At 40.2% G+C, this 24,774-nt stretch carries 17 protein-coding genes and 2 tRNA genes; 7 read left to right on the top strand and 12 right to left on the bottom strand.

Translation table 11 applies throughout. From position 1 onward, the window contains the following. Positions 1-2 precede the first annotated feature (2 nt). From trxB to HXT40_RS00405, 5 genes are all read right to left on the bottom strand, one after another. Positions 3-944 carry a thioredoxin-disulfide reductase gene (trxB, locus tag HXT40_RS00425; protein WP_102703290.1) on the bottom strand — a complete coding sequence of 314 codons (942 nt, stop codon included), beginning with the start codon at positions 942-944 and terminating at the stop codon, positions 3-5. 35 nt (positions 945-979) lie between these two features. Continuing rightward, a complete protein-coding gene (locus HXT40_RS00420; RefSeq protein ID WP_033888539.1) occupies positions 980-3,199 on the bottom strand; it encodes a kinase in 2,220 nt (739 codons plus the stop codon). A gap of 166 nt (positions 3,200-3,365) precedes the next feature. Next, complete coding sequence (gene murJ / locus HXT40_RS00415) at positions 3,366-5,162, bottom strand: murein biosynthesis integral membrane protein MurJ (RefSeq protein ID WP_064621505.1); 1,797 nt, start codon at positions 5,160-5,162, stop codon at positions 3,366-3,368. Beyond that, entirely contained in the window at positions 5,159-7,582 is a 2,424-nt protein-coding gene (locus HXT40_RS00410) for a DUF6049 family protein (protein ID WP_004110182.1), read from the bottom strand. The genes murJ and HXT40_RS00410 overlap by 4 nt, the downstream gene beginning before the upstream one ends. Further along, positions 7,533-8,309, bottom strand: coding sequence for an NUDIX hydrolase (locus tag HXT40_RS00405; protein ID WP_004110180.1), 777 nt, complete (start codon positions 8,307-8,309; stop codon positions 7,533-7,535). Before HXT40_RS00405 ends, HXT40_RS00410 begins: the two co-directional genes overlap by 50 nt. Before the next feature lie 42 nt (positions 8,310-8,351). On the opposite strand from HXT40_RS00405, the gene HXT40_RS00400 reads away from it, so the two are divergent. Beyond that, positions 8,352-9,824, top strand: coding sequence for a CCA tRNA nucleotidyltransferase (locus HXT40_RS00400; protein ID WP_049762339.1), 1,473 nt, complete (start codon positions 8,352-8,354; stop codon positions 9,822-9,824). Between the two features lie 57 nt (positions 9,825-9,881). Here the strand turns inward: HXT40_RS00400 and HXT40_RS00395 are convergent, their stop codons facing one another. The 4 genes from HXT40_RS00395 to HXT40_RS00380 all read right to left on the bottom strand — a co-directional run bounded on the left by HXT40_RS00395 (position 9,882) and on the right by HXT40_RS00380 (position 13,499). Next, positions 9,882-10,508, bottom strand: a complete 627-nt coding sequence (locus HXT40_RS00395) for a LytR C-terminal domain-containing protein (RefSeq protein ID WP_116431993.1) — start codon at positions 10,506-10,508, stop codon at positions 9,882-9,884. 125 nt (positions 10,509-10,633) lie between these two features. Beyond that, positions 10,634-11,536 (bottom strand): 16S rRNA (adenine(1518)-N(6)/adenine(1519)-N(6))-dimethyltransferase RsmA, encoded by a 903-nt coding sequence (gene rsmA, locus HXT40_RS00390; protein ID WP_116432053.1) that lies wholly within the window; start codon positions 11,534-11,536, stop codon positions 10,634-10,636. Between the two features lie 55 nt (positions 11,537-11,591). Then, complete coding sequence (locus HXT40_RS00385; protein WP_421777247.1) at positions 11,592-12,974, bottom strand: G5 domain-containing protein; 1,383 nt, start codon at positions 12,972-12,974, stop codon at positions 11,592-11,594. A 448-nt stretch (positions 12,975-13,422) separates the two neighbouring features. Beyond that, positions 13,423-13,499: transfer RNA gene (locus HXT40_RS00380), tRNA-Thr, on the bottom strand. A 164-nt stretch (positions 13,500-13,663) separates the two neighbouring features. Here HXT40_RS00380 and HXT40_RS00375 point away from each other — a divergent pair. After that, positions 13,664-15,505 carry a serine/threonine-protein kinase gene (locus HXT40_RS00375; RefSeq protein ID WP_076002522.1) on the top strand — a complete coding sequence of 614 codons (1,842 nt, stop codon included), beginning with the start codon at positions 13,664-13,666 and terminating at the stop codon, positions 15,503-15,505. Between the two features lie 132 nt (positions 15,506-15,637). After that, positions 15,638-16,609, top strand: coding sequence for a DsbA family protein (locus HXT40_RS00370; RefSeq protein WP_421777246.1), 972 nt, complete (start codon positions 15,638-15,640; stop codon positions 16,607-16,609). A gap of 95 nt (positions 16,610-16,704) precedes the next feature. Here HXT40_RS00370 and HXT40_RS00365 read toward each other — a convergent pair whose 3' ends face one another. Then, positions 16,705-17,664 (bottom strand): DsbA family protein, encoded by a 960-nt coding sequence (locus HXT40_RS00365; RefSeq protein ID WP_102703296.1) that lies wholly within the window; start codon positions 17,662-17,664, stop codon positions 16,705-16,707. A 240-nt stretch (positions 17,665-17,904) separates the two neighbouring features. On the opposite strand from HXT40_RS00365, the gene HXT40_RS00360 reads away from it, so the two are divergent. Both HXT40_RS00360 and HXT40_RS00355 read left to right on the top strand, forming a co-directional pair. Beyond that, entirely contained in the window at positions 17,905-19,032 is a 1,128-nt protein-coding gene (locus HXT40_RS00360; protein ID WP_004110155.1) for an ABC transporter ATP-binding protein, read from the top strand. A gap of 249 nt (positions 19,033-19,281) precedes the next feature. After that, positions 19,282-20,697, top strand: coding sequence for a DUF4032 domain-containing protein (locus tag HXT40_RS00355; protein WP_004110152.1), 1,416 nt, complete (start codon positions 19,282-19,284; stop codon positions 20,695-20,697). A gap of 152 nt (positions 20,698-20,849) precedes the next feature. Here the strand turns inward: HXT40_RS00355 and HXT40_RS00350 are convergent. Both HXT40_RS00350 and HXT40_RS00345 read right to left on the bottom strand, forming a co-directional pair. Continuing rightward, positions 20,850-20,922: transfer RNA gene (locus HXT40_RS00350), tRNA-Lys, on the bottom strand. 71 nt (positions 20,923-20,993) lie between these two features. Further along, a complete protein-coding gene (locus HXT40_RS00345; protein ID WP_004110149.1) occupies positions 20,994-21,254 on the bottom strand; it encodes a glutaredoxin domain-containing protein in 261 nt (86 codons plus the stop codon). A gap of 188 nt (positions 21,255-21,442) precedes the next feature. Here HXT40_RS00345 and ftsY point away from each other — a divergent pair, with 188 nt between their 5' ends. Both ftsY and HXT40_RS00335 read left to right on the top strand, forming a co-directional pair. Beyond that, on the top strand, positions 21,443-22,624 hold the full coding sequence (ftsY, locus tag HXT40_RS00340; RefSeq protein WP_102703297.1) for a signal recognition particle-docking protein FtsY: 1,182 nt from the start codon (positions 21,443-21,445) through the stop codon (positions 22,622-22,624). A 162-nt stretch (positions 22,625-22,786) separates the two neighbouring features. Further along, positions 22,787-24,565, top strand: a complete 1,779-nt coding sequence (locus HXT40_RS00335) for an ammonium transporter (protein WP_102703298.1) — start codon at positions 22,787-22,789, stop codon at positions 24,563-24,565. Positions 24,566-24,774: the final 209 nt, after the last annotated feature.

Raw genomic sequence — 24,774 nt, 5'->3', positions numbered from 1 at the left:
ATTTAAGCGTATTTTTCGTTAAGATAAGTTTGAGCATCAAGAGCTGCTCTGCATCCCATTCCTGCTGCAGAAATTGCTTGACGATACATGTTGTCGACAACATCTCCCGCAGCAAAAACGCCTTCAACAGAAGTGCGAGTAGTTGCACCATCAACAACAATTGTTCCATCTTCATTAAGTTTTAATTGGCCGTTTAAAAACTTTGTTGCAGGAGTGTGACCAATTGCCACAAACAATCCAGCTGACTCAACTTCTTGAGTTTCTCCTGTAATAACATTGCGAACAGTAAGTGAAGTAGCTTCTACATCGTTGCCGTGCACTTCATCTACAACGCTATTTGTAATAAATTTGATTTTTTCGTTTTCTTTTGCTCTGTCAACCATAATCTTTGAAGCGCGGAATTCATTTCTGCGGTGAATTAAAGTAACAGAAGAACCAAATCGTGTGAGGAACAATGCTTCTTCAAAAGCAGAATCTCCTCCACCAACTACAGTAATTGGTTTTCCTCGGAAGAAGAAGCCGTCACAAGTTGCGCAATAAGATACACCTCTGCCGGAGTACTCGAGTTCTCCCGGAATGCCCAATTTGCGCACTTGCGAGCCCGTAGAGACAATAACTGCGTCGGACTCATAAGTTATACCGTCATCGGTAGTAACGAGCTTTACAGCACTTTTAAAGTCTACAGAAGTGACATCGTTCAGCAATATTTCTGCACCAAATTTTTCAGCTTGTTTTTGCATAGACTCCATTAAGTCAGGGCCTAAAATACCTTCTGGGAATCCTGGATAATTCTCTACTTCCGTTGTGTTCATCAATTGACCGCCTGGAGTAAGAGCTCCAGCAATAACAAGTGGTTTGTACCCAGCGCGACCCAAATATATTGCAGCAGTGTATCCTGCAGGTCCGGATCCAATTATGATAACTTTTCGAAGTTTATTTTCCATTACTTATTTCCTTAAAAGCACTTATTATAAGAGATTCAATACAGTTTTACAGAATTGATGTACAAACTGTTCTTAGGCATGCTATCTTTTGGAACCCATAGCATGAAATCTTGAGATTTTACAATCTTCTTAAGTTTTACATCTGTTGTTCCGCTTTCATCGAATGTAAATTCTGCTACTTGAGTTCCCTTAGTTGGATCATCCTTAGTATCTGCCAACAAATATGCGTGACCTCCAGAGGAACGTATCGAAACAACGAAGCGATACACAGTTTGTGGTTCGGTTAAGTGAATATAGTATCCATATCCAGCTTGATTAGCCGGGAAGCTTAAGAATTGATAACGATCAGCTTCGTAAGCAACGTTATTAGTAGGAATTTTAGGCTTAGGCACAGGTTTTACTTGCTTACGACCCATATTTTTCTTAACAGGTTGTTTTTCTTGAGGAAGAATACCTTGGCTACCAAACGGAACATTTTCTAGACTAGTGCTATCCCATGAGCCGTTGTTTCCGAAGCTACCTGTGCTTTCATGATTGCCAAATAAACCATGTAATGCCAAAGCTAATCCAGCTACAAGGAGTAACGAAACAGCCCCGATAACAATAACTTTGGTTGAAAGACCCCACCAAATCTTAGCATCTGCAATAGTGTTGTTATTTTGTGTATTCTGCTTTTGTTTGTGCAAATTAGCAGTTTGTTCCAGAGGCTGGAAGCTTGGCGGCAAAGAAAGTGCTCCATTTTCTTGGATATCGTCGTTTTGGTCATTGTTTATTTCGTCTCTAAGTGCTCTTGCTGATTCCTCTCCAGGAGCTACAAATCTTCCGTGAGAATCAACAACAGGAACGCGACCAGTAGCTTCGCCTTCTGAAGTTAAGTTTTGTGGTCTTGAGATTAATTCTGTGTGTTGATTATTTTCAGTAAGAAGATGCCCAAAATCAAAACTACTAACTACGCCTGTTTCGCTAATAGTATTTTTGGAAGTTTGATTTCTTGTATTTTCAACGTGATCAAAAATATTTTTAGACGTAGCAGTATCGGGAAAATGTTTATATGAAGCAGACAATGTTGGGAAAAGAGCATCGTCTGTATCAAGTTCTGTAGGAGCGAGAATGCTAGCCATTTCTGCTGCTGCAATATCATGAAAATCTATATCTGTATTAGTGTTAGTTTCGTCACTAAAACTATTGTTACCAATGCCTTCAGAATCTGAGTTAGTATTGCTTCTTTTAAGAAGAGATCCCAATGTTCTTCCAGCATTTTTGAAGCTATCACTTAACTTAGCGGATCCATTTGTATTATTTGAAATAGTGTTGGCTGAATTAGTTGAAGAAAAATCGTTAGAATCCTGATTATTTCTTTGCATTAATTGTGCATCAAATTCTTCTTCACTTTGTGAAAGACCTTCAGGCAAAGGTAGTATACAATCATCTTTTGCTTCGCGAAGTCGAACATTGCTAATAGAAGCAACACTTGTTTTACCATCAAGCACAATATCTCTTGTTGTGAGCTTCGATAAAGGCGTGTATGAACCTAATAATGCTACTAATTCTGCAATAGACGCCATAGGTATTACGTTGTTATTTTTATTTGAAGCTAGGCTTCTTGTGCAAATCATCCTAAATTCTGAAGGAGTATTATCTGGCAAAAGAGACGCATCAAAACGAGCTTGTATTCGAGAAGAAGTTCTAGTAATCAAAGTGTATAACAATGATGCAAGTTGCTTAGTTGCAATATGTTCAACATTTTGCCTTGGAATTTGATCATCATCTTTTTGAGTCACATCTTCCAAAAGAGGACTTACTGGAGTATCTGCTAACTCAATTCCTGAAGAACTTATGCGAACAGTGTCACTAGAAACAGCGTGGTGAGTAATATTGCTAGCAAGTAATCTGCTTAAAGCTTGTGCAGTTTCTGCAACAATAGTTCTTATTGCTTCGTAGCTTAAAGGTGCTTTTTTAAGAGCCAAATAATCATTGATAGTAATACCGCGATCTAAAGCTGTAACAATAATTGCAACAGAATCATGATGCCGTAATTGAAGTACTTGCGTAAACTTGCGGCTATGCGATAAAGCCAAGGTTGATGCAATTGTATTTACTTGCGGCAAAAAACGTGAATCTCGTACAATAAAAAGCTGGCAATCCTGCGTAAGTATGCGGTCATTGGCTTGCCATACTTGCAAGCCTGCTTCGTTGCGCAAAAGCGATACTAGTACGTATCGATTTAGTACAATATCTCCTAACCGAGGTTCCATTTGTTCCTCATCTTCCTACGCATGTGCAATAAGTAACTTAACATTTTTTACTAACACATAATTGTACTGGTGAGCCGTCATGTTATGTACAGCATTTTGCTGTTATTGAAATAATTTCCCAAATAATCACATATTTTAAGGAAAAGCTCAATATGAAACTACGCTCTTAGAAGTTTTTGCTGTTAGAAGAATCATGATATTTTGCATCGGATTGTATTCTACGCGGAATTCTAAGATTTTTCTGTTCGTGCTGTGATTGACTTTTTGCAGTTTCTTCAAAAATTTTAGCAAGAGGAGCAAGAGCAGGAATCTTTTGGGCAAGCTTACTAATTATTGGGGCAGACAAATCTACAAGTTCTCTGGTCTTCAAAAGTAAGAGTGCTGACAGATAAACAACAGCAATAATAATTGTTGTTATTGCGCAAATAAGTATTGCGTATACCCACCTTAATATTCCATGCATATGTGGGGAATTGAAGTTTAAAACATGCAATAGCGGTTTACTCACTAAGAGACCAACAACAATAGATACTATTGAAGCAATAGTAATTTTTATATGCGTAATTGCAAGATTTCGATCATCTAAGTCATTGTTGAAACGATTTCGAAGCATATGAACAAGTGATGGGAAAGTCAAGAAGTAGCTTATTGAAACTGATGAGCCTAAAGCTGTAACCCAATAAGTAGGTGGCAGTACATTAATGCAACATACAAAGGCAAAAAGCTCAGTAAGAAGTTGCGCTGCTGCGAAAATAAAAGGACTTTTACCGTCTTCAAAAGCAAAGAATGTGCGTTGAATAATCAAATAGCTACTAGTTAAAGGCAAGCCAAAAGCTAGCATCATTAGAGGTGCAGACATAAGGTTTGCTTCTTGAACACTTATTGATGGTATTAAAGCTAACGAAATAGGTGTCGGAATAACAATAAAAATGACTGTAAAGAAGCACATAATTATGCTTACATGCCTGAGTGCTTCACTTAAATCATTGCGCGCGCTATGTAAATCGTGAGATGCAATGGAGCGTGAAATTTTAGGGAAAATTGCTGTTGCAACAGATACTGCAACTAAAGAGTAGGGCAATAGGAACATTGTGTAAGCGTTTTGATAAGTAGCATTACCTGCTACTTCAAACTGATCTAATCCTAAACGTTTTTCGGCAACAAATGGGACGCTTGTTGTTATATGCGTAGTAATCATTACAACTATTTGTGTAACAATAACAATGCCCATGCTCCATGCAGCAACAGGGCCCATTGATCTTAAACCGATATCTCGTATACCAAAACTTGGCTTGTAGTGTATTCCGCATTTTATAAGAGGTAGGAATAACACTAAGGCTTGTGCTGCTACGCCAATAGTCCAGAATCCTGCAGTGAGCAAAAGAGTATTGCCATTCCAAAAACTTAGTGGCATCCTATTTGCTTTACCAAAGATGATGATAAAAACGCCAAAGCCTAGGCAACTAATAATATTTGCTGCAACTGAACTCCACGCGTACATGGCAAAATGCTCTTTTGCTGCCAAAACTTGCCCAAGTACTGTATAAATACCGTAAAAGAAAATTTGAGGCATGCACCATAAAGTAAATGAACATGTTAATGTTTGCATTTCGGCGCTTCCGCCGGCGTATAGCATAGTGAGCACAGGCGTTGCTATAGACATAAGAACTGTTAGCGCGAGAAGCAGAAGAATTGCAAATGTAATAAGTTTATTTAAGCGTTCCTCGGCATTTTTCTTTTCGAGAGTGCGAACAATTTGCGGTACTAATACAGCGTTGAAAATTCCACCTGAAACAAGCGTATATATTAGCTGTGGAATCATAGATCCAGCTTGATATGCGTTTGCTGCTAAACCTGTTGTTCCAAGGGCTGCTGCTAATAAGATAGTACGTATTTGACCTGTAATGCGTGATGCGGCTGTTCCGCTAGCCATAATTACAGAATTTCGACCTACTGAACTCATTCGTCTGGATCCTTCTTACGGTGGAATTGCCTCCAAAGGCCAAGAAGACCAAGAATGAAAGCAAATACTATAATAATCGTACCGCTTTTATCACTAATTTGCAGTGTACTAGTAATAAGTGTGCTTTGTTCTTTTGCAAATACGCGATGCTGATTGTCTTCAAGCACAAAAGTAGCTTTTGTGTGAATTGATGTAGTGATTCTCAGTGGTAAAGTTACTTGAGTTTCGCTATTAGCTGGAATTTTTACTAAAGTTTTACGGCGTGTAACAATTTCCATAGCATGAGTATTTGCAGATAAATACACTTGCACAGGGTAAGAGTATGTGTTGCTTATCGTAATAGGCATGCTTGCTGTTTCGCTTACGGCAGTAATATCATGCGGTGGGATTATGTGAATGCCATTCATCAGTGTATTTGCAAAAGTCTTAGCAGTATTTTTACTTATACAAGACTTGTTATTTTTCTTGCTGTGTGCAGTAGTTTTGGCTGAATCTTGCTGCTCGATCGTATTATTGGTAAATTCGTGCAAAGAAATATCGTCGTATAAGCGTAATAAATACTTTTCTAAGTCTTTTATGTTAATAAGTTTTTTTGTTTTGGCTGTTTGTTTTGCAAGTGCTTGAGCGTCACCCTCAGTATTATGAGGATGCTTAGCGGAACTATAGTCGAGAATATTCTTAGTAAAACGTAAAACGTCTTTCCTTGAATGTGACAAATCGTTTAGGCAAGAGCGTCGTTTTTCAGTAATATTCTCGCTTATAGAGCTGTTGCGAGATATTTCACGCATTATGGAATTTTTCTTCCAGTCAGGCAAGGCATTTTGCTTCGTATTTGCCATTGTTTGCAAGTCGCTTAACGACAGCCAAGGAGATTGTTCTAATGCGTTCATAACAGCATCAATATTTGAATTAGATGCATTATTCGAAAAAGTAATGAGAATATGTCTATCAACATACGGCTGTTCCATTTGGTAGAACGCGCTTTGTGCCACTAAACGATTAATGCGCCCAGCCTGAGTTCGTTCGCTTGTTGCGTTATCGCTTGTAGGCTTTCCGTTTGCCAGAAGAGTAAGCACTGATTGAGGTGACAAAACTCGCACATTCCCTGCAGGCGTATCTATATCGTATATGCCATTTCTAACAGCAAACTGTGAAGCATTATTGTCAAATTCGTCTGTTGCAATAACAGTTTCATATCCATTACGTTTTGCTTGCTCTAGTGCATGAATAGTCCATTTGCCGTATGTTTGCCATGCATAAGCTTTATTTAAATTATGATTAGTTGAGTCTGTTTGTTTTGAATTATTTGCTTTAGTAATATTTTTCTGCGATTGCGAATTTTTTGCAGACCATTTTTCTTTAGTAATTCCTGCCGATTTATACAAATCGTCATTATTGTCATCTGCATAAGCACTGATATCAAAACCAGATTGTTGCATATAAGCGCTTGGTTTGAGTGTTAAATGCGATGCTTGTATTGTGCTTAAATCTGCGATTGTTTGTAATTTTGAGTGTTTATTTGCTAAATCAGCTTTCCCAATAATGTTGTGAATACTATCTTTGTCTGCTCTAAGTAACGTTTCTAAATGATCGCTAGGTTGAATGTTATTAGCTTTAAAATTGCGTAAATCGTTTTGTGTACGAATTAATATTGGCATGAGCGCAGTAAGTTTCATCGCTGGTAAGTTAGCTGAGTGCATGCCAATATTTGCTCTTGTCAAAAAAGAATGTATCGATTTGTATTTTGAATAATCTTGTGAGAAATACGTAATTTTTAATGGTTTGGGACCCCAATTCAGGATGGAACGTAATTCTTGTTTATCTGCAGGTATGTTAAAGCTAAGAGTGCACGTGTGACCGGAAGCTAAACTTGGAGTTTTTACGGAATCTAAAATTTGAGGAGTTGGTATAAGAGATTCCTCTTGCGACCAATTTTGCACGTCCGTGCGCGAAACAAAAGTGTAATTGGAATTTATAGAAAGTTGTAAAGTGCCTTCTGGAAGTGCCGTTTTTACGGCTTTTAGTGTTGCAGTAAGGTGGTATCCGCTTTTATCTGTTACTACAGGCGTTGCTTGAGTTATATCTATTTCAATGCCCTTGCTATGCGGATTTTCATACGTAGATTGTTTTTTATTTTGTCTTGTAGAAGTTTTGTCAGATAAATCTGCTTTTTTCGTGTTTGCATATGCGTAATTTGCTAATCCTGCATATTTTGCTGTTGGAAAAGCAAAAATTGTTGCAAATACTACGAATAATATAAAAATAAAACGTGCAGAAATTAAGCAAGTATGTAACGTAATTCGTAATAAAGAAAATACGTATGAAAGTGCCTTCTGCTTTAGAACAGTAGACGCATTTGTGGTCTGATGTTTACGCGTGAGTTTCTTCACTGTTAGACCGCCTATGTGCTTTTTTGGCATAAAGCCATGCAATTTTACGTTCATTTGGATAGCTTAGTATTGCATTAAGTTCTTTAAAATTCACCCATATTGCATCTTCTGCTTCGTGATCGGGATCTCCTAATACAGATAAGTCGCCACTTACGTAACGTAACGCAAAATGGTGCACTAGCTTGTGTACTCTATGCGTTGTGCCTGTAAACCAATAGTCGATTGTGGCAATCGAATCTACTACTTCGCCAACTATACCCGTTTCCTCATGAATTTCGCGAACTGCTGTTTCTTGGGGTGTTTCACCTTTTTCTATATGTCCTTTTGGTAGACACCATTCAAGGTGTCCGCTTCTTGAATGACGAGCAATAATTGCGACACGCCCGAGAGAGTCAAATACTAAACCGCCTGCGGAATATTCTCGAATAATTGGCAAGTCTTGCGCATCTAAAGAAGCAAAAGTTGTAGGAGTATCTGCCTGTCTGCGTGGTGGCATAAGTGCTGGAGATACGCCTGAGAAAGAAGATGTTTTTTGAAGATTATCTTCCGGTGATCCTGAGTCTTGCGCAGTGCTGTCATCCTTAGAAAACAGCGGAATATCAACAACATTTTGTTCTTCACAACTGTCTTGCTGGCAAGACTTTTTTCTATGCATTTTAGCTAAATCAAGTGGCGTAATAACAGGAGCAGCTTGATTTTGGGCATGATTATCCGCAAGCTTGGCGAGCGTACGTCGTAAGTCTGCAGGAGTAATCATATAGTCAACATTACTCAATCCGCTGTGCATTGGGGTAACGGTATGCTGGAATATAGATTGATTTTTGCTGAAAGGGTGTCGGTAAGGGTGACTGAGAACTTCGAAGTTTGGCCTGAAGCTATAGAGTTGGGGCGACTTTTTGCTGAGCGTCATTATGAACTTGCATTAGTTGGTGGTCCTGTGAGAGATATGCTACTGCATCGCGTGTCGCATGATCTTGATTTTTGTACATCAGCTCGACCCGAAGAGTTTGAACCTATTTTGCGTCGTTGGGGACATGATGGTTTTTGGGATATGGGTCGCAAATTTGGCACGTTGGGAGCTATGCGTCGACGTGCTGATGGTACAGAAGTAAAAGTTGAAATTACTACATACCGTTCTGATGTGTACGATCCAGATTCTCGTAAACCTGAAGTGCAATATGGCGATACTTTAGAAGGTGATCTTTCTAGGCGTGATTTTACTGTCAACGCAATGGCGTTGCGCGTGCCAGATTTACAGTTTGTAGATCCTTTTGGCGGTGCTAGTGATTTAGCTAAAGGCGTGTTGCGAACCCCGGTTGATCCTCGTCAATCTTTTGATGACGATCCTTTGCGTATGATGCGTGCAGTTCGTTTTGTTGCGCAACTTGGGTTTAGTATCGAAGCAAATACTGCTGAAGCGATTGTGGACATGGCAGATAGGTTAGATATTGTTTCTGCTGAAAGAATTCGCGACGAAATTACTAAAATGTTACTTTCGGACAGACCTCGTAAAGGATTAGAAGCTCTTGTTGAATCTGGTATAGCTCAGCGTGTTCTTCCGGAGATTCCAGCTTTACAGCTTGAAATTGACGAGCATCATCGTCATAAGGACGTTTTTGAACACACAATGATGGTTCTTGAGCGCGCTATAGCTTTGGAAACAGATCAGGAAGGTCCAGTGCCGTCTCCAGATTTAACGTTGCGTCTAGCTGCTTTATTGCATGATATTGGGAAGCCAAAAACTCGAAAATTTGAAGATGGAGGGAAAGTTAGTTTCCACCACCATGATGTTGTTGGCGCAAAAATGACTCGTAAACGTTTGAAAGCACTGCATTTTGATCATCATCTTATCGAAGATGTTACTGAATTAGTGAATTTGCATTTGCGTTTTCATGGGTATGTTGATGAACCGTGGACTGATTCTGCAGTTCGTCGTTACGTAAAAGATTCAGGACATCTGTATGAGCGGTTGAACCGACTTACTAGAGCAGATGCAACCACTCAGAATCGTCGCAAATCGTTAATGTTTGAGCATGCGATGGACGAGATGGAAGAGCGCGTAAAGGAGCTTAAAAAGCAGGAAGATTTTAACGCTATTAGACCTGATGTAGACGGTAATGAAATAATGCAATTATTGCATTTGCAACCAGGTCCAACAGTTGGTGAGGCTTATAAGCATATGCTTGATTACCGTCTCGATAATGGTCCGGTAGACCATGATATTGCTGTAGAAGAATTACAGCGATGGTATGAGGAAACGTACAAAAAGTAAAAGTTTCTTCACTTAAATAAAGAGTAGCAGTATAAAATATTTTACTGCTACTCTTTTTTATTTAACTTCCTTATGCTGATCTGCCTTAGGAATGTTTTTCATAAGATCAGCTCTTATACATCCTTGCACTTCATGTATTGTTGCGCCTGCTGCTGGAACATCTACTTTAGGGCGAAGATTATTAAAAGTAGAGCCAAGCACAATATCGACGAGCTTATCTTTTCTATCATCCATTCGCATAATTGCATCGGTAAAATTAGCGTTTACTGTATAAGCTTCATTAATAGCGTTTTTTCCAAAGTAAATGATTGTTCGTTTAATGTTACTGGATTTGTTATTGTTAACTTCTGTTAAGTTAAATCCGCGAGCGTTTAAAGCTTCGCCAACCGCGCGAGCAAGACCGCGGAACTTTGTGCCGTTGAGAACTCTGATTGCTACAGATCTATTATCTACGTAAGGGGCTTTGGCTCCTTCTTTTCCTATTATTGCGCATGGAGCTGGAACGCCGTAATTTGGGTTATCTTTTGGAGCACGCACAGAATTTATGCCAAAAGCGTGGAATTGCACAAGTAAAGCAAATATAAAAGTGACGCCCAAGCCTACGCCCACTGTAGTGAGTACAGATCTTTTTCTTTGATACATGAAAGCTTTACGAGCAATACGTTCGTCGTATTCTTGCGTCATGTTCACTTCCGATCTGTGGTTTGTAACTTTGTTAGCAGCAAGTTTACACAAGCTGCAGAATATACGTAATATTTCATTGCGTAATATTTTATTTTGCATATTTATTCAACGAATAAATATGCGTTTTATTTATAATTTTTACAATCTTTGCATGCGCGATATAAAGCAATAAATTCATCGCAAGTAAGCGTCTCGCCGCGTCTAGTTGGGTCAATTCCAGAATTTTTATATGCTTCTTCTGGAACTTGATTTTTAAGAGCTGCGTGCAATGTCTTACGTCGTTGCTGGAAGGCGGCATCAATGAAAGCGAATACTCCCTCACGTTCATTATTGTCACCTTTGCCTGTGCAATTGCGAGTAAAAGAAACTAATGCTGAATCAACGTTTGGCGATGGCCAAAATACATTACGACCGATAAGCCCTGCGCGTTGGGCTTTGCCGTACCACGCCAACTTAACACTTGGTGTGCCATATACTTTATTCCCAGGTTGTGCGCATAAACGATCTGCTACCTCTTTTTGAACCATAACTAGAAAATTCTGTAAGTTACTAAATTTTTCTAGCAAAGTAAGAATAATAGGCGTCGCAACATTGTATGGCAGGTTTGCAACAAGAGTAAATTGTTTAGCCTGCGCAATCTGTGGAACATCATCGGCATTTACTGTCAAAGCGTCTTTTAGAATGACGTTAAATTTTTGCATTGATTGAGGCATAAATTCTTCTACAGTATGCGGCAATCGTCGAGCTAGCGGAGGGTCTATTTCTACTGCAGTAAGCTGTGCTCCTGTTTGCAATATTGCAAGAGTAAGAGAACCAAGACCAGGCCCTACTTCCATAACGATATCGCCAGATTTAACTTCAGCTGCCGCTACTATTTTTCGCACTGTACCAGGATCAATAACGAAATTTTGACCAAACTTTTTGGTAGGAGTAATGCCTTCCTCGGCAGCAATACGTCTAATATCTGCTGCACCTAAAAGCTGACCTTCATTTTCAATGCTGATTTCTGTCAAAGTTTTACCGTCCAAATTTCGTAACAATTAATCCGTTGCGCCAAAGTGCGTTAAAACACGCTGCTGCCTTTTAATACCAGCCAATTTCGCGCGAATGCTTTACTGCTCCACTAGGTGTTTTATATTTGCTCTTAATGTAACTTAGACCCCAGCTAATTTGTATTGCGGCATCTTCATGCCAATTAGCTCCTGCACTGCTCATTTTATTTCCAGGAAGAGCTTGAGGAATGCCATAAGCGTGTGATCTAGGATTTTCTGCGTTCCATCTCCATCCAGATTCCCTATTCCATAACCATAAAAGATCTTCCCATTCTTTACCGGTCCAACCCATTTGCGCAGCTGCGCCCTGAGCGAATAGTTTAGCTTGTTCTGGAGTAGCATGTACAAGGCTATCGGGATTAGAGCTTGGAGCGGGTGCAGGTGGATTAGCTGCAGGTGCGGGAGCTGCAGATGCGGTTTGTTGTTGAGTTTGCTGTTGGCTGTTTTTCTTCTCCTGTTTTGCAGGCTGCTCAGTATTCTGCTTTTTGTGTTGAGCGTTTGTTTGTTGTTTGGATTGTTTTGACTTTTGCGTATTTGTATTATTTTTGTGAATTGGTGCAGGAGCAGCCTTACCTACAGCAATAACTTGATTAACTGCAGGCTTTACCAAATTTTGCGAAACTAAAGTTGCGCTTTCTGCTTTGCCATCTACGTATGTAACGTTATAAACATCTTCGCGCTCACCATTCACGCCAACTTGTTGTACAACGCGAGAATTCGCTGGAAGTTTAGGATCTACTACAGTTTGTGTGGCAAAAGGTAATGAAACTGTACGACTTTCTTTGCCATGAGTAACTCGAGAAACACGTAAAACAGTATTTCCATCATCTTCTTCTACGCTTACGCGATCTTCCTTGCCGAGCACTATACCTTGAGAATCAAGAATTGCGCTCGCAGGTAAGTCTCCATTTTGCACAATGCGTGTTTTCCTGTCAGCGATAACGCTAATTGGACCTTTTTTATTAATTGATAAGCCGCAAGTGAGTTTATCGTAAATATTTTGCAAATTTACTGTAATTCGTGAAGCGTTCTTAGCATTAGCTTTAAAAAAGCCGATTAATTGATCGACACTAGTTGCAACAGTCCAGAACGGTATAGTTACTCCATCTACAGTGATAGAAGTTTGATAAGCACTGCGAACTGTTACAGTAGAATGATTTGTGAGAATATCTCCAGAAGAAGAAATAATTTGATCGTGAGTTTTTACTGGCACGTGTTGTTCTTCCAATAAACGTATTGGATTTGTTGAATAAGTGCTTACAATATGCGTTTTTCCATTTATAATCATTGCAACAGATTTTTTAGCTGTAAATATAAACAAGCTTGTTGCTGTGAGTGATATAGATAAAACGCAGGCGATTATTCTTGCACGACGCATCACTATTAATCGTCTAGGCGTCCATCGACGTGCCATACAATCACTCCCTTTGCAATAATGCTAACTTCTCTATTATACCTTCAGTATTGCATTCAAAATTGAGTGCAAAACAAAATAAAAGTGGGGGCGGGAGAGAAGGGGATATTCCCGCCCCCTATGAGGTGGAGCTGGTTGGGGGATGCTCCACTCTCACCTCGGAAACCCTGAGTTGGGGGAAGGTTCCCGAGTTCTTACTCGCGAAAAGTTTTGTTATAAAGATAATCATGCGCACAGATATAGATTTGTTATTTTCATAATACGCCATAATCTGGCACTGTATATGAAAAATAAAAATCTTTTCTATTTTTGAATAGTTAATTAGCCACTATCCCCTCTGCTTTAATCATTTCACGTCATTATATGTGATACGAAAGATAACAAAACTATAGTTCTGGAATATGTGAATGGAAAATAAGAAATACTCGCGAAACGAGTGGAATAAAAATGGAGCCTCCTGCCGGGATCGAACCGGCGACCTGCCGCTTACAAGGCGGCCGCTCTGGCCATCTGAGCTAAGGAGGCGAAGTTTCTCGTTAGCATGACGAATCATGCTAAGTAGAACAATTGATTAGTGTACCATATGCCACGTCATTACAAAATTACGGCGATGTTGAATATAGAAACGGCGTGTTTTTTGTTGTTTATATTTGCGTATTTGGCAATATAAGGCATTAACATAATGCAGTATGGAAGATACAAGCATGTTCGATTTGCAACCAGGGACTAATGTAGGCGGATACACGCTTATTTCTAGGCTTGGCGGCGGCGCAATGGGGTCAGTTTGGCGCGTTAATGACGATGGCGGCAATCAATATGCTATGAAAATATTACGTGCGTCTGTTCATGCAAAACAGAGTGAAGATGAAGATTCTGAGCAGGAACGCGCTCGAATACGTTTAAAACGTGAAGCTTTGGCTTTGCAGAGGATTCATCATCCAGGTGTTTGCGCGATAGTGGATATGGAATTAGATGCTTCAATCGCTTTTATTGTGACAGAGTTGATTGAAGGACATAATTTGCGCGAAGACGTGGATGAGAATGGACCTTATATTGCAGATGATTTGGAGCGTCTTGCGCATAAGCTTATTGAAGCTGTTAAAGCAGTTCATGAAGCCGGTATTGTTCATCGCGATATTAAACCAACTAATGTAATGATTTCTGCTACTGGACCTGTATTGGTAGATTTTGGGATTGCGATGGGCGAAGGTGAAAGCCATGTTACTCGCACGGGATTAGTGATGGGCACTCCTGGTTTTATTGCTCCAGAAATTATTGAAGGCGGAGATTCAGATGAACTTACAGATTGGTGGTCTGTTGCTGCTGTGCTTGCATTTGCGGCTACCGGTAAGCCTGTTTTTGGCACAAAGCCTATGATGGCGGTTTTGGAGCGTGCTGCCTCAGGCAATGCAGATTTAACTGGGTTACCTCCTAGAACAATGGCTGCTTTTCGTAAGGCTTTGAATCCGATTCGAGAGCAGCGTTGCATGCCATCTGATTTAGAAAATGCAATTAGTCAAGATGCTATGGATCCTTTAGCCTGGCCGGAGGCGAACCGCCCTTTTGACCGTAATGCCACTAACATAACTATGCGTAAAATGTGGTGTGAAACAAGTCGTGAAACAAAAGAAAAAACTGCTATACTAACAAATTCTCGTACCTGCGATGCAGCTGGTACAGCTGGCATAACAAATCTTAATTCTGATGGAGAAATGCCAACCGTAACTGTTCGTTCTACTACTGTTATGCCACATTCATTAGATAATAGTGAAGACGATAAAACATTTTGTGTGGATGAAAAAACACGAATTAATACGTTAAACGATGTAGATTTTCAGAATATACAGGACGACAATTCAAACAATTCACGCATTGCACAATCTTCAAAACTTATTCGTTCTTCTGATAACACTTTTGATAATGGCAATATTGAAAATGAAGCAGGTGATTCTCTACACGTTAAAAGTGATGAAGTGTCTTCTGTTGATCCTGCTCTTAATAAACATGATTATGCGCGTAGAGGAACATGGATACTGCTGATTTGTATAATTCTTCATTTAGCCATTGCTTGCTTAAGCATTCTCGATTCTATTGGTTTTGCGATGGTTTTTATGTGGATTAGTGCAACATCCGGCTACAGTATTTCATCAAGCTTGCGAAGATGGCAACTTAACGATGGAATAATTCCTCGCCATGATTCTGTAGTGCTTATTGCAACTTTACCGTGGCATATTATTCGAGGATTTGTTTACATGCTTCCACGAGTTATAGCTATTGTTGTTTCTGGAGGTATTGGAGCTGTTATATATCCATTTTTCTGCGGTAATAATCCTGAATTACTTTCTATAGATGTTGGATCCTTGCGTATTCTTTTACCAACTTACTCACCTAATATTTTTTCAAGTACTGCAGTTGGATATGCTCTAGGATTTATTGTTGCATGGGTTATTTTTGCTGCAGTTAAGTGGACTACAAAATTCCGTTTAGGATTAGGTGCGTTATTTTATTCTGGAAAATCATTTGAAAAATAAAAATAGTATGATACGTAATGTGTATTTTCCGTTGATGCCATCTACTAAACTGTGATGAAGTTATTATTTCATTAGCAAGAATGCTGCTAGGAACGAGTCTTAGTGTGCGAAATAAATGGTTGAAGGATAACAATGCCTAAAATTCAGATGCGTGATAATAAGCAGGGAGATTCATCTGCTACTCGCCTACAAAGAACTATAGAAAATCGCGAACGTGCAGCGCGTGAGGCGCGTGAGCGTCGTCAGCAAGCAATTATCGGCGCTATTGTAGTAATTATTGTTGCGGCTATGTTGGCTGCTGTAGGCATTACTGCGTATCAGGCAGCTTACGTTCAGCCTCAGAAAAAAATAGAGCAATCTGCAAAATCTAATCATAATTTGGATAATATTGATCCAAGTATTCGTCCAAGCGGTGTTAATTCTAAGAATGGCATTCTTTTTAGCAAGGATGGGTACGGCAAGCAAGCTGTTGGTGCTCCTACAGTTGCCACTTATTTTGATCCTTTGTGCCCTGGTTGCGGATCCTTTAATCGTACTGTTGATGAAACTTTAATTAAAATGGTTGAAGCAGGTCAAATTAACCTAGAACTTCACCCAATGTCATTCTTGGATGGACTTTCTACTGACCATTACTCGACTCGTGTTTCTAGTGCTATTGCTTATATCGCTTCATATGATAACAATCCAAAGCATTTGCTTCAGTTTATCAATGGCATTTTTAACGAAAAATTCCAGCCGGAAGAAAGCGAGGGATATAAGCCTGTAAGCAATAAAGAGTTGATTAAACTGGCTAAGAAATCTGGAATTCCAAACGAAATTGCAAGTAAAGCTTTTAACCGCCAATATTTGAAGTGGCAGCTGCTAGTTAATAAATACACTCCTGATCGTAAGGAATTGTGGAATGTCAGCGGTCCAAATAAAGGATCTATGACAACGCCGACTGTAACTATTAACGATAAATTGCTTGATATGAATGCCATTAATGAGAAAAAAATGAAGGTGCTTGATGCTCTGCTTCATTGCATCGGCCTGGATAAAAAACAAGTTGGAGTTGCAGGTCAGATGCCTAAAGTGTCTGACACTAGTTCCCCTATTGCATTGTAAATAAGCTAAATTATAGAAATCTAAATTATTAAATAAAAACGGACGTTAAGTGTATTCTTAACGTCCGTTTTAGTGTAGAGATTACTTAATTTTATTTATAATTCAAGCGGCTTACTCTTATACGTAACTTTCGGCATATGACCAGATTTGCCAACATGTTTTTTATCGATTCCCAAAGACTTTAATATAGCTTCCAAAGGATCCATTTGCTTTTCAGAAGCTGCATTGAGATCTACTAGCTTACCGTTAATTGTTACTGTTGGAGTTGTCATAGCGCCTTTATTAGAGCCAGAAACATTCCATAAAGCTTTTTCTTCTGGAGTATTCTCATTAATAACTTCTTGCCACTTAACATAGTGTAAGTTAAATGCTTCATTCGCAATCTTATCTGCAACTCCAGCATCTTCAGCTAAATCAATAAGAGCTTTATTTGGTGTTGCTTGGTATCCGTCGCCTTCTTCCGGCTGGAATCTTTCGCTAAAAATACTATTGATGAACTTAAGCAAATGCTTTGGATCGTTGTCGTGCGAAGCGATATAGGCAATACCGCCTGAGACGCGATAAGAATATTGATCTGAGCTAAAACGATTTAAGAATGACATTGGGTGAAGTTCTAGGTTAATTTGACCTGCTTCAACCATTTTAATTAAAGTTTCATCAACAGTACGATTAAAGGATCCGCAACCAGGGCACAAAGGATCAAAATAAGTGGCAACTGTAGGAGCACCAGCAGCTTGCTTGCCGTACCCATCTTTGCTAAGAAGAATTCCGCCTTGTAAATTAGATGCTGGTGGGATGTCAGAAGAAGGCAGTTTTTTAATCTCTTTGGTTATTTGGGAGTCTGCTGTATCCTCAGTTTGTGTATCTGGCTTATTGGTTGTTGGATTTTCAATTTTTACTTGTGGTTTATTGATTGAATTGTAATAAGTCATAAACCCAGCTCCTGCAGCGAATGCAAGAATAATTAGTGCTATTACGATGCCAATTAAGCTTTTACTATAAGGGGTATTTGATTTTTGCATTTCATTATTTGTTGTTTCTTGTTGTTGATCCATAGTTATTCTCCTTTTGTGCGCCTTACTCGACACGCCGAGTTTATGCAAAATACTGATTTTTTGCTGTTTTTCTAAGATAAACATGATATATTAAGGCATGGCTCAACGAAGAGAACCTTCAATGGACCAGGTAAGTAAACTGTGGACGATTGATACCCGCCGATGTAGGAATTGGGGTCATGAGTGCACACCCTTCACTACGGATCGTTCGGCACGTACCTGCCGATGAAAGGACATATCATGGCAGAAGTTGTATTTGATCATGTGACTCGTATATACCCGGGCAACGATAAGCCTTCGGTTGATGACTTGAACATGACTATTAAAGATGGTGAGTTCCTCGTACTCGTTGGTCCATCTGGTTGCGGTAAGTCAACTACTTTGCGTATGTTGGCAGGTCTTGAAGAGGTTAACAAAGGACGTATCCTCATCGGTGGTCAGGATGTTACTACAATGCAGCCAAAGGATCGCGATATTGCAATGGTCTTCCAGAATTATGCACTGTATCCGCATATGACAGTTGCTGATAACATGGGCTTTGCTTTGAAGATTGCTGGTGTTCCTAAGGAAGAAATCCGCAAGCGTGTTGAAAAAGCTGCAGAAGTGTTGGATTTGACAGAGTATTTGGATCGTAAGCCGAAGGCTTTGTCTGGTGGTCAGCGTCAGCGTGTTGCTATGGGTCGCGCAATTGTTCGTGAACCAAAAGTATTCCTCATGGATGAGCCTCTTTCCAACCTCGACGCTAAGCTCCGCGTTCAGACTCGTACTCAGATTGCTGCTTTGCAGCGTCAGCTTGGTGTTACTACTCTGTACGTTACCCACGATCAGACCGAAGCTTTGACCATGGGCGATCGCATTGCAGTGATTAAGCTTGGCGTATTGCAGCAGGTTGGAGCTCCTACTGAGCTTTATGACCGCCCTGCAAACGTATTCGTTGCAGGCTTCATTGGTTCACCATCTATGAATATCAATCAGCATCCAGTTGTAAACGGTCGAGCTCAGATTGGTGAGGATTCTATACTTCTTCCAGCTGAGGCTGTTGACAAGCTCACTGCAGAAGATAACGGACAGATTATTGTTGGCTTCCGTCCAGAAGATGCAAGCTTGGCAACATCCGATGATCCAAATGCGTTCTCCTTGAAGGTAATGAACGTGGAAGATCTCGGTTCTGATGGCTATATCTATGGCAATATCATCACCGATGGTTCTCCTGAGGAAGCATCTACTATGATGTCTGATCAAAATAAGCTCACGACTATTCGCGTGAACCCACGTGCTCTTCCAAAGGTTGGCGACACCGTGAAGATCAAGATTGATCCATCTAAGATGCATCTGTTCGCACCTTCTACGGAGTTGCGTTTGAACTAAAACGTTGGTTTGCCTGCTTATATAAGCTAATGAGCAAACTTTCGGTATAAGGTATAGAGCGGGGTTCGCAATATGACGCGAACCCCGTTTTTGGCACAAAAAAGCAGCATAATAAGTGTACAATAATACATCATTACAATGCATCGCTTATTATATATAGTTGTTATCAATAATTCGTCGGTGGTTGAGCTGTGTTTATCTGGAATGCAGTGATATCGTTGGCATGAGCTTGATTGGTAAATAAACTTTATGGAATGGAATGACGCTCCTCAATTAGACCCGCGTGCTGTGCAAGCAACTTCGGTATCTGCACAGGACGAGAATGCGTCTTCTCAAGAGCCGCAGGCACTGAAGATTACTGCGGCTAGTTCAAATCCAAAAATGTTTACACTGCCTTGGGAATTACCACTTTCTCAATGGCCTGCTGATTTATTCGTGAATTTGCCGCGTGGTATTTCTCGCCACGTTGTGCGATTTGTTCACGTTGGCGATGAAGTGTATGCAATGAAGGAAATTACTCGTCAAGTTGCAGAACGTGAGTATGAGCTTTTGCGTAGGCTTCGTAAACTTGAGTTGCCTACAGTTACTCCTATAGCTGTTGTTGCAGGACGCCATGACGCTAATGGTGAAAAGCTTGAGGCAATGTTAGTTACGAAACATTTGAAGTTCTCACTACCATATCGTGCATTATTTGCTCGTACGTTGCGTCCGGATACTGCAGAGCGCCTTATCGATGCGCTTGCTGTTCTTATGGTGCGCTTGCATCTTTCTGGCTTCTATTGGGGCGATGTATCGCTTTCCAACGTGCTGTTTTTGCGAGATGCAGATGCTTTTTCTGCATTCCTAGTTGACGCAGAAACTGGTGATTTGCATGGAAGTTTAACAGAAGGTCAACGAGAATACGATATCGATTTAGCTCGAACCAACATTATTGGTGAGCTTATGGATTTGAGCTCCGGTCAGCTTTTACCGACAGAAGTAGATGAAATCAGTATAGGCAATCGTCTAGTAGATCGCTATCATTCGCTTTGGAGTACGCTTACTGACGTTGATAAGTTCAGTCCTGATGAGATGTGGCGAATTGAACGTCGTGTTAATCGTCTAAATGAGCTTGGTTTCGATGTTGATGAGTTGGAGATGAAGACTTCAGAAGATGGTCGAAGGGTTTTGGTTCGACCTCGAGTTGTGGATGCTGGCTATGCTTCCCGCAAGCTTCTTCGTCTTACTGGATTGGATGTTCAAGAGAATCAGGCTCGAAGGCTGCTAAACGATTTGGATGCATATCGCACTTCTACATGGCGTCAAGGTGAAGAGCTGGAAATCGTCGCAACTGATTGGATGCGTGAAATTTTCGAGCCAACAGTTCGTATGATACCTCCTGAATTCCGTTCGCAAATTGAACCAGCTCAGTTCTTCCATGAAGTGTTGGATCATCGTTGGTTTATGGCAGAAAAAGTTGGCCATGACGTTGCTATGCAAGATGCTGTGACAAGCTATATTAAAAATGTGCTTCCTCAGTACAAAATGGATAAGCATGTTCTTGCTGCTATTAATGCAGATGCTGATTCTGGCGTTGTGGATGATGAATACACGTATTCTTCTCCAGCACCTGTAGGTCACGATATAGATGAAGATGATCAAGATGCTAGTGTTTGGGCAAGTTGAGTATTGTGTTATATAAGTAATTAGCTAATTCTCAATAAGTACGGCATTGATTGCCGTCTTTGATTTTAAGTGAATTTTTCGTCGGGGAGTTCAACTCCCCGTTTTTTTTTATTGCAGTTTACTCGCTTACCCTAAATTTGGGTATAAAAAAGTGCCCCCTGTGGGACTCGAACCCACAACCCAAGACTTAAAAGGACTCTGCTCTGCCAATTGAGCTAAAGGGGCAACAAATGCTAAGTGTACTACATTCAATCGACGAAGTGAATATCGTGTTAACTTATGCGTGTTACATATATTTATTGCAGTATTCCGAGTGACTCAAGTTTTGCTTTTATTTGTGTTGCTGATGGCTCAACCATAAAAGTATTATCTGCAAAAGTAACAACTGGAATATGCTTTTGATTGCTAATTTCAATCGCTTTTTCTTCAGCACCCTCTTCTGTTTCAATATCGTGCCAAACGAATGCCACACCATACTGGATTAGCGCAGCTTTCGCACGTTTGCAATCTCCACACCAATCTGCACCGTATACATTTACGGTAGGCTGATCTGACATAAAATCCTCCTCAATGATTTTGTGAATTCAAATTTTGCGTAATAAATAGCTCGTGCTATTTATTACTACTTTTACTAGTGTAATAGATGCAGGTGTACCTAAGCATATTGACGTTGAAGTGTAACAAAGATGAGAAAAAATAGTGAAATATATTGCTAGTGTCCCTTGACTTTCATAGTCTTGATGTCATGAATATGGTTATGGATATGAACATGCTAATTTGGTTTGCGGCTGCGGCTGTTGTTATTGTCATCTTATTAGTAACAGTTGCAGTGATTTTGCGCATTCACAGCAATAGTCATGGACCAGTAATTCCTGAAAGCGTTGATAGTGCAATCGATACAAGCAAAACTAAAGCGCGTGGAACAAAAAAATCTGAAAAACAGATAGAAAGTAACGTCGCTGTTGTACCTAATGAAGAAGTAAAGTCTGAATTATTGCCAGAAAGTACTTCTTCGCGTATTAAACGTCTTCGCGAACGTTTGGCTCATAGTGCAAATCCATTTGGTCGTGCATTGTTTAATATCATAAGCAAGGACCATCTTTCGGAAGAAGATTGGGAAGATGTAGAAGATACTCTTCTTATGGCCGATGTTGGTTCTCGAGCTAGTGAAGAATTAGTAGAAGATCTACGCAAAGATGCACGCATTGCTGGTACCTCTAATTCAGAAGATGTGCATTCAGCATTGCGTACGAAACTATTGAAAATAGTAGATGAAGACGCTGATCGACGCTTAAATGTAGATAAATCAGATGCGCATCATCCTAGCGTTATTATGATGGTCGGCGTTAATGGCACCGGTAAAACCACTACTGCTGGTAAATTAGCGCGATTGTTTATTGCCAAAAAACGTTCAGTAATGTTTGCTGCAGCAGATACTTTTCGTGCGGCTGCAGCTGATCAACTTGAAACTTGGGCGTCTGCAGTAAGCGTGCCAGTTGTTCGTGCAAATAAAGATGGTGCTGATCCTGCTTCTGTTGCTTTTATTGCTGCGAATAAGGCAAAAGAAGAGCAAACTGATTTATTGATTGTAGATACTGCTGGTCGTTTGCAGAATAAAGCAAATTTAATGGAAGAGCTTGGCAAAATTCGTAGGGTTATAGAAAAAACTATGCCTGTTGATGAAGTATTGCTGGTATTGGATGCTACTACTGGTCAAAATGGCATGTCTCAAGCAAAAGTATTTGCTGAAGCTATTGGCATTACGGGCGTAGTCCTTACTAAGCTTGATGGTTCCGCTAAAGGTGGAATTGTTATAGCTGTACAGCGTGAACTTGGTGTACCGGTTAAGCTAGTAGGTCTTGGCGAAGGACCAGATGATTTAGTGCCGTTTGATGCTCAAAGCTTCGTAGACGGTTTGCTCGCTTAATGCTGAGCATTGATGTAGTTGCATGAGTGGTAGTTTTTAATGTTCCACTAAAGTCTTTATGAGTTTTGGCTATAAGAGTTTCTCGGTACAATAGTTATATAAAGTAATACTTAAGCTGCAATGATGTTATTGTTGCGCTGTTTCAAATAATTGAGGTGAAAAATGACCACAATGGATCCGCAATGGGCATTGTTGGCTGGCGCGTTGGTGTTTATTATTACGCCGGGTATTGCCCTGTTCTATGGAGGCCGTGAACGCGCTACTTCCATGGTGAATATGATGATGCTTTCAGCTGGCGCTATTGCTGTAACCACACTGGTTTGGACGCTGTGGGGATGGTCGTTAGCTTTTGCTGGCAAAGATATGGCTGGTGGTGTTATAGGTGATCCATTGAGTGGTTTGCTATTCCGTGATTCGATGGTGGCAGATCATGGTGTGTTTACGTCTATGGACGCAAATTCCGGATTATCTGGCGGCATTCCTGCAGCTTTTCGTTTAGCATGTGCTGTTGTTGCAGTAGCGCTTATTACTGGAGCTCTAGCCGGTCGAGTGCGTTACGCTATTTGGCTTATTTTCGTAGCTGTGTGGATTACTTTAGTATTCGCTCCATTAGCACATATGGTGTGCGGTGGTGGATTGCTTTCGCCTAATGGTGCTATTTCACAGGCGTTAGGTATTTCAGTGCATGACTTCGCGGGTGGCTCTATATTGCATATTGCTGCGGCTGTTTCGGCTTTTGCAATTGTTATGATTATTGGCGGACATGCTCACTTCCCTCTTAAGCGTTTTGTTTTGCATATTAAGAATGTTGCGCATACGAGTGGCAATGCTAATTCTGGAGCTACTAATTCGCGTAATTCTAAAAGTCGTTTATCGCGCGCATTGTGGGCTGATGTTGAGCATGCTAAAAATGCTGCTAGTGAGACTGTTGTCTCTCCAGTTGCTACAGTGACTGAGGTTGCTGCTGAATCCACTGCAACGCAGTCAGCCGTTGAAAATGGTGTTGCTGCTCGCCATCCGCATAATGTTCCTTTCGTTATGCTTGGCGTTTTCTTGATTTGGTTCGGTTGGCTTGGGTTAATGATTGGTTCTTCTGCAGGCGTTCCTGGAGTTGCAGGTTATGCTTGGGTGAGTTCCACAATAACTGCTTCTGCTTCAATGCTTGCCTGGGGTGTGACTGAACGTTTACACTCTGGATGCTTTACTGCTTTGGGAGCTGCGTCTGGTGTTATGGCTGGATTGGCTGCAAGTGCTGCAGCCGCGGATGTTATTGCTCCATTGTGGGCTTTAGTTTTGGGTGTTCTTTCTGGTGTTATTACTTCTCTAGTGACTCACTCTCGTACTTTTGTGCGCTACGATGGTGCCTTGCATGTAGTTAGCGTGAATGGTGTTGCTGCGCTTATTGGTGTGCTTGCAGTAGGCTTATTTGCTGATGGTTCTGGATTACTCGCTGTTGGTGATTGGCATCAGTTAGTTGCACAACTGTGCTTAATTGGGATTACGGTGCTTTATGCAGGTGCTGTAACTGCAGTATTAGCTTTTGTTCTTGAAAAGCTTTTTGGATGGCGTATTTCGGAAGCTAAGGAACGTAAGGGCGTTGATTTGGTTGATCAAGGAGAGCGTGCTTACGATTTTTCTTCTATTGCACAAAGTCATGATGGCGCTGTAGTTGCTGTTGCAGATGATGATGCAAATAAAACTCAAATGGCTGTTCTTACTTCTGTTGATATTGATATGGGTGAAAACGAGGTTGAACAATCTGATTTTATGGTTAATCAATCTGAGGCAAATCCTGAGCAAGGCGATTCTGAGGTTGATTCTAAATCTGAAGTTGAGCAAAAAGAGTCTTCTTCTGAAGAAGAGTTTGAAACTGTAAAAAAAGATGAATCATCGCAAAAGAATAAAAAAACAGAAAAACGAAATAATAGTGCTAAAGAATAGACGCATGTGCGTAAGCGCTATGATTTAGCAGCAAGTTCGAATTATGTTGGTATAAACCGCATGTCTTATCTAAGATATGCGGTTTTGCTATTTTTGCTAATTTAAAATCAAGTTTTTTTAATGAATAACTTATTTTTAGTGAATAAGTTATTCATATGACACGCACGAATTGCTTGATGTGGATAAAAAAGATAAGTTATCCACATTTT

Source organism: Gardnerella sp. DNF01180P, assembly GCF_049244205.1.
Classification (GTDB): domain Bacteria; phylum Actinomycetota; class Actinomycetes; order Actinomycetales; family Bifidobacteriaceae; genus Bifidobacterium; species Bifidobacterium swidsinskii.
This window is presented reverse-complemented; position numbering and strand designations above follow the sequence as displayed.

Excerpts from the sequence above, each read along its gene's own strand:
- HXT40_RS00400 (WP_049762339.1), top strand. The coding sequence starts at position 8,352 with ATGCTGGAATATAGATTGATTTTTGCTGAAAGGGTGTCGGTAAGGGTG.
- HXT40_RS00370 (WP_421777246.1), top strand. The coding sequence starts at position 15,638 with ATGCCTAAAATTCAGATGCGTGATAATAAGCAGGGAGATTCATCTGCT.
- HXT40_RS00345 (WP_004110149.1), bottom strand. The coding sequence starts at position 21,254 with ATGTCAGATCAGCCTACCGTAAATGTATACGGTGCAGATTGGTGTGGA.
- HXT40_RS00420 (WP_033888539.1), bottom strand. The coding sequence starts at position 3,199 with ATGGAACCTCGGTTAGGAGATATTGTACTAAATCGATACGTACTAGTA.
- HXT40_RS00385 (WP_421777247.1), bottom strand. The coding sequence starts at position 12,974 with ATGGCACGTCGATGGACGCCTAGACGATTAATAGTGATGCGTCGTGCA.
- ftsY (WP_102703297.1), top strand. The coding sequence starts at position 21,443 with ATGAATATGGTTATGGATATGAACATGCTAATTTGGTTTGCGGCTGCG.
- HXT40_RS00365 (WP_102703296.1), bottom strand. The coding sequence starts at position 17,664 with ATGGATCAACAACAAGAAACAACAAATAATGAAATGCAAAAATCAAAT.
- HXT40_RS00410 (WP_004110182.1), bottom strand. The coding sequence starts at position 7,582 with ATGCCAAAAAAGCACATAGGCGGTCTAACAGTGAAGAAACTCACGCGT.
- HXT40_RS00405 (WP_004110180.1), bottom strand. The coding sequence starts at position 8,309 with ATGATTACTCCTGCAGACTTACGACGTACGCTCGCCAAGCTTGCGGAT.
- HXT40_RS00395 (WP_116431993.1), bottom strand. The coding sequence starts at position 10,508 with ATGACGCAAGAATACGACGAACGTATTGCTCGTAAAGCTTTCATGTAT.
- murJ (WP_064621505.1), bottom strand. The coding sequence starts at position 5,162 with ATGAGTTCAGTAGGTCGAAATTCTGTAATTATGGCTAGCGGAACAGCC.
- HXT40_RS00375 (WP_076002522.1), top strand. The coding sequence starts at position 13,664 with ATGGAAGATACAAGCATGTTCGATTTGCAACCAGGGACTAATGTAGGC.
- HXT40_RS00335 (WP_102703298.1), top strand. The coding sequence starts at position 22,787 with ATGACCACAATGGATCCGCAATGGGCATTGTTGGCTGGCGCGTTGGTG.
- HXT40_RS00360 (WP_004110155.1), top strand. The coding sequence starts at position 17,905 with ATGGCAGAAGTTGTATTTGATCATGTGACTCGTATATACCCGGGCAAC.
- HXT40_RS00355 (WP_004110152.1), top strand. The coding sequence starts at position 19,282 with ATGGAATGGAATGACGCTCCTCAATTAGACCCGCGTGCTGTGCAAGCA.
- trxB (WP_102703290.1), bottom strand. The coding sequence starts at position 944 with ATGGAAAATAAACTTCGAAAAGTTATCATAATTGGATCCGGACCTGCA.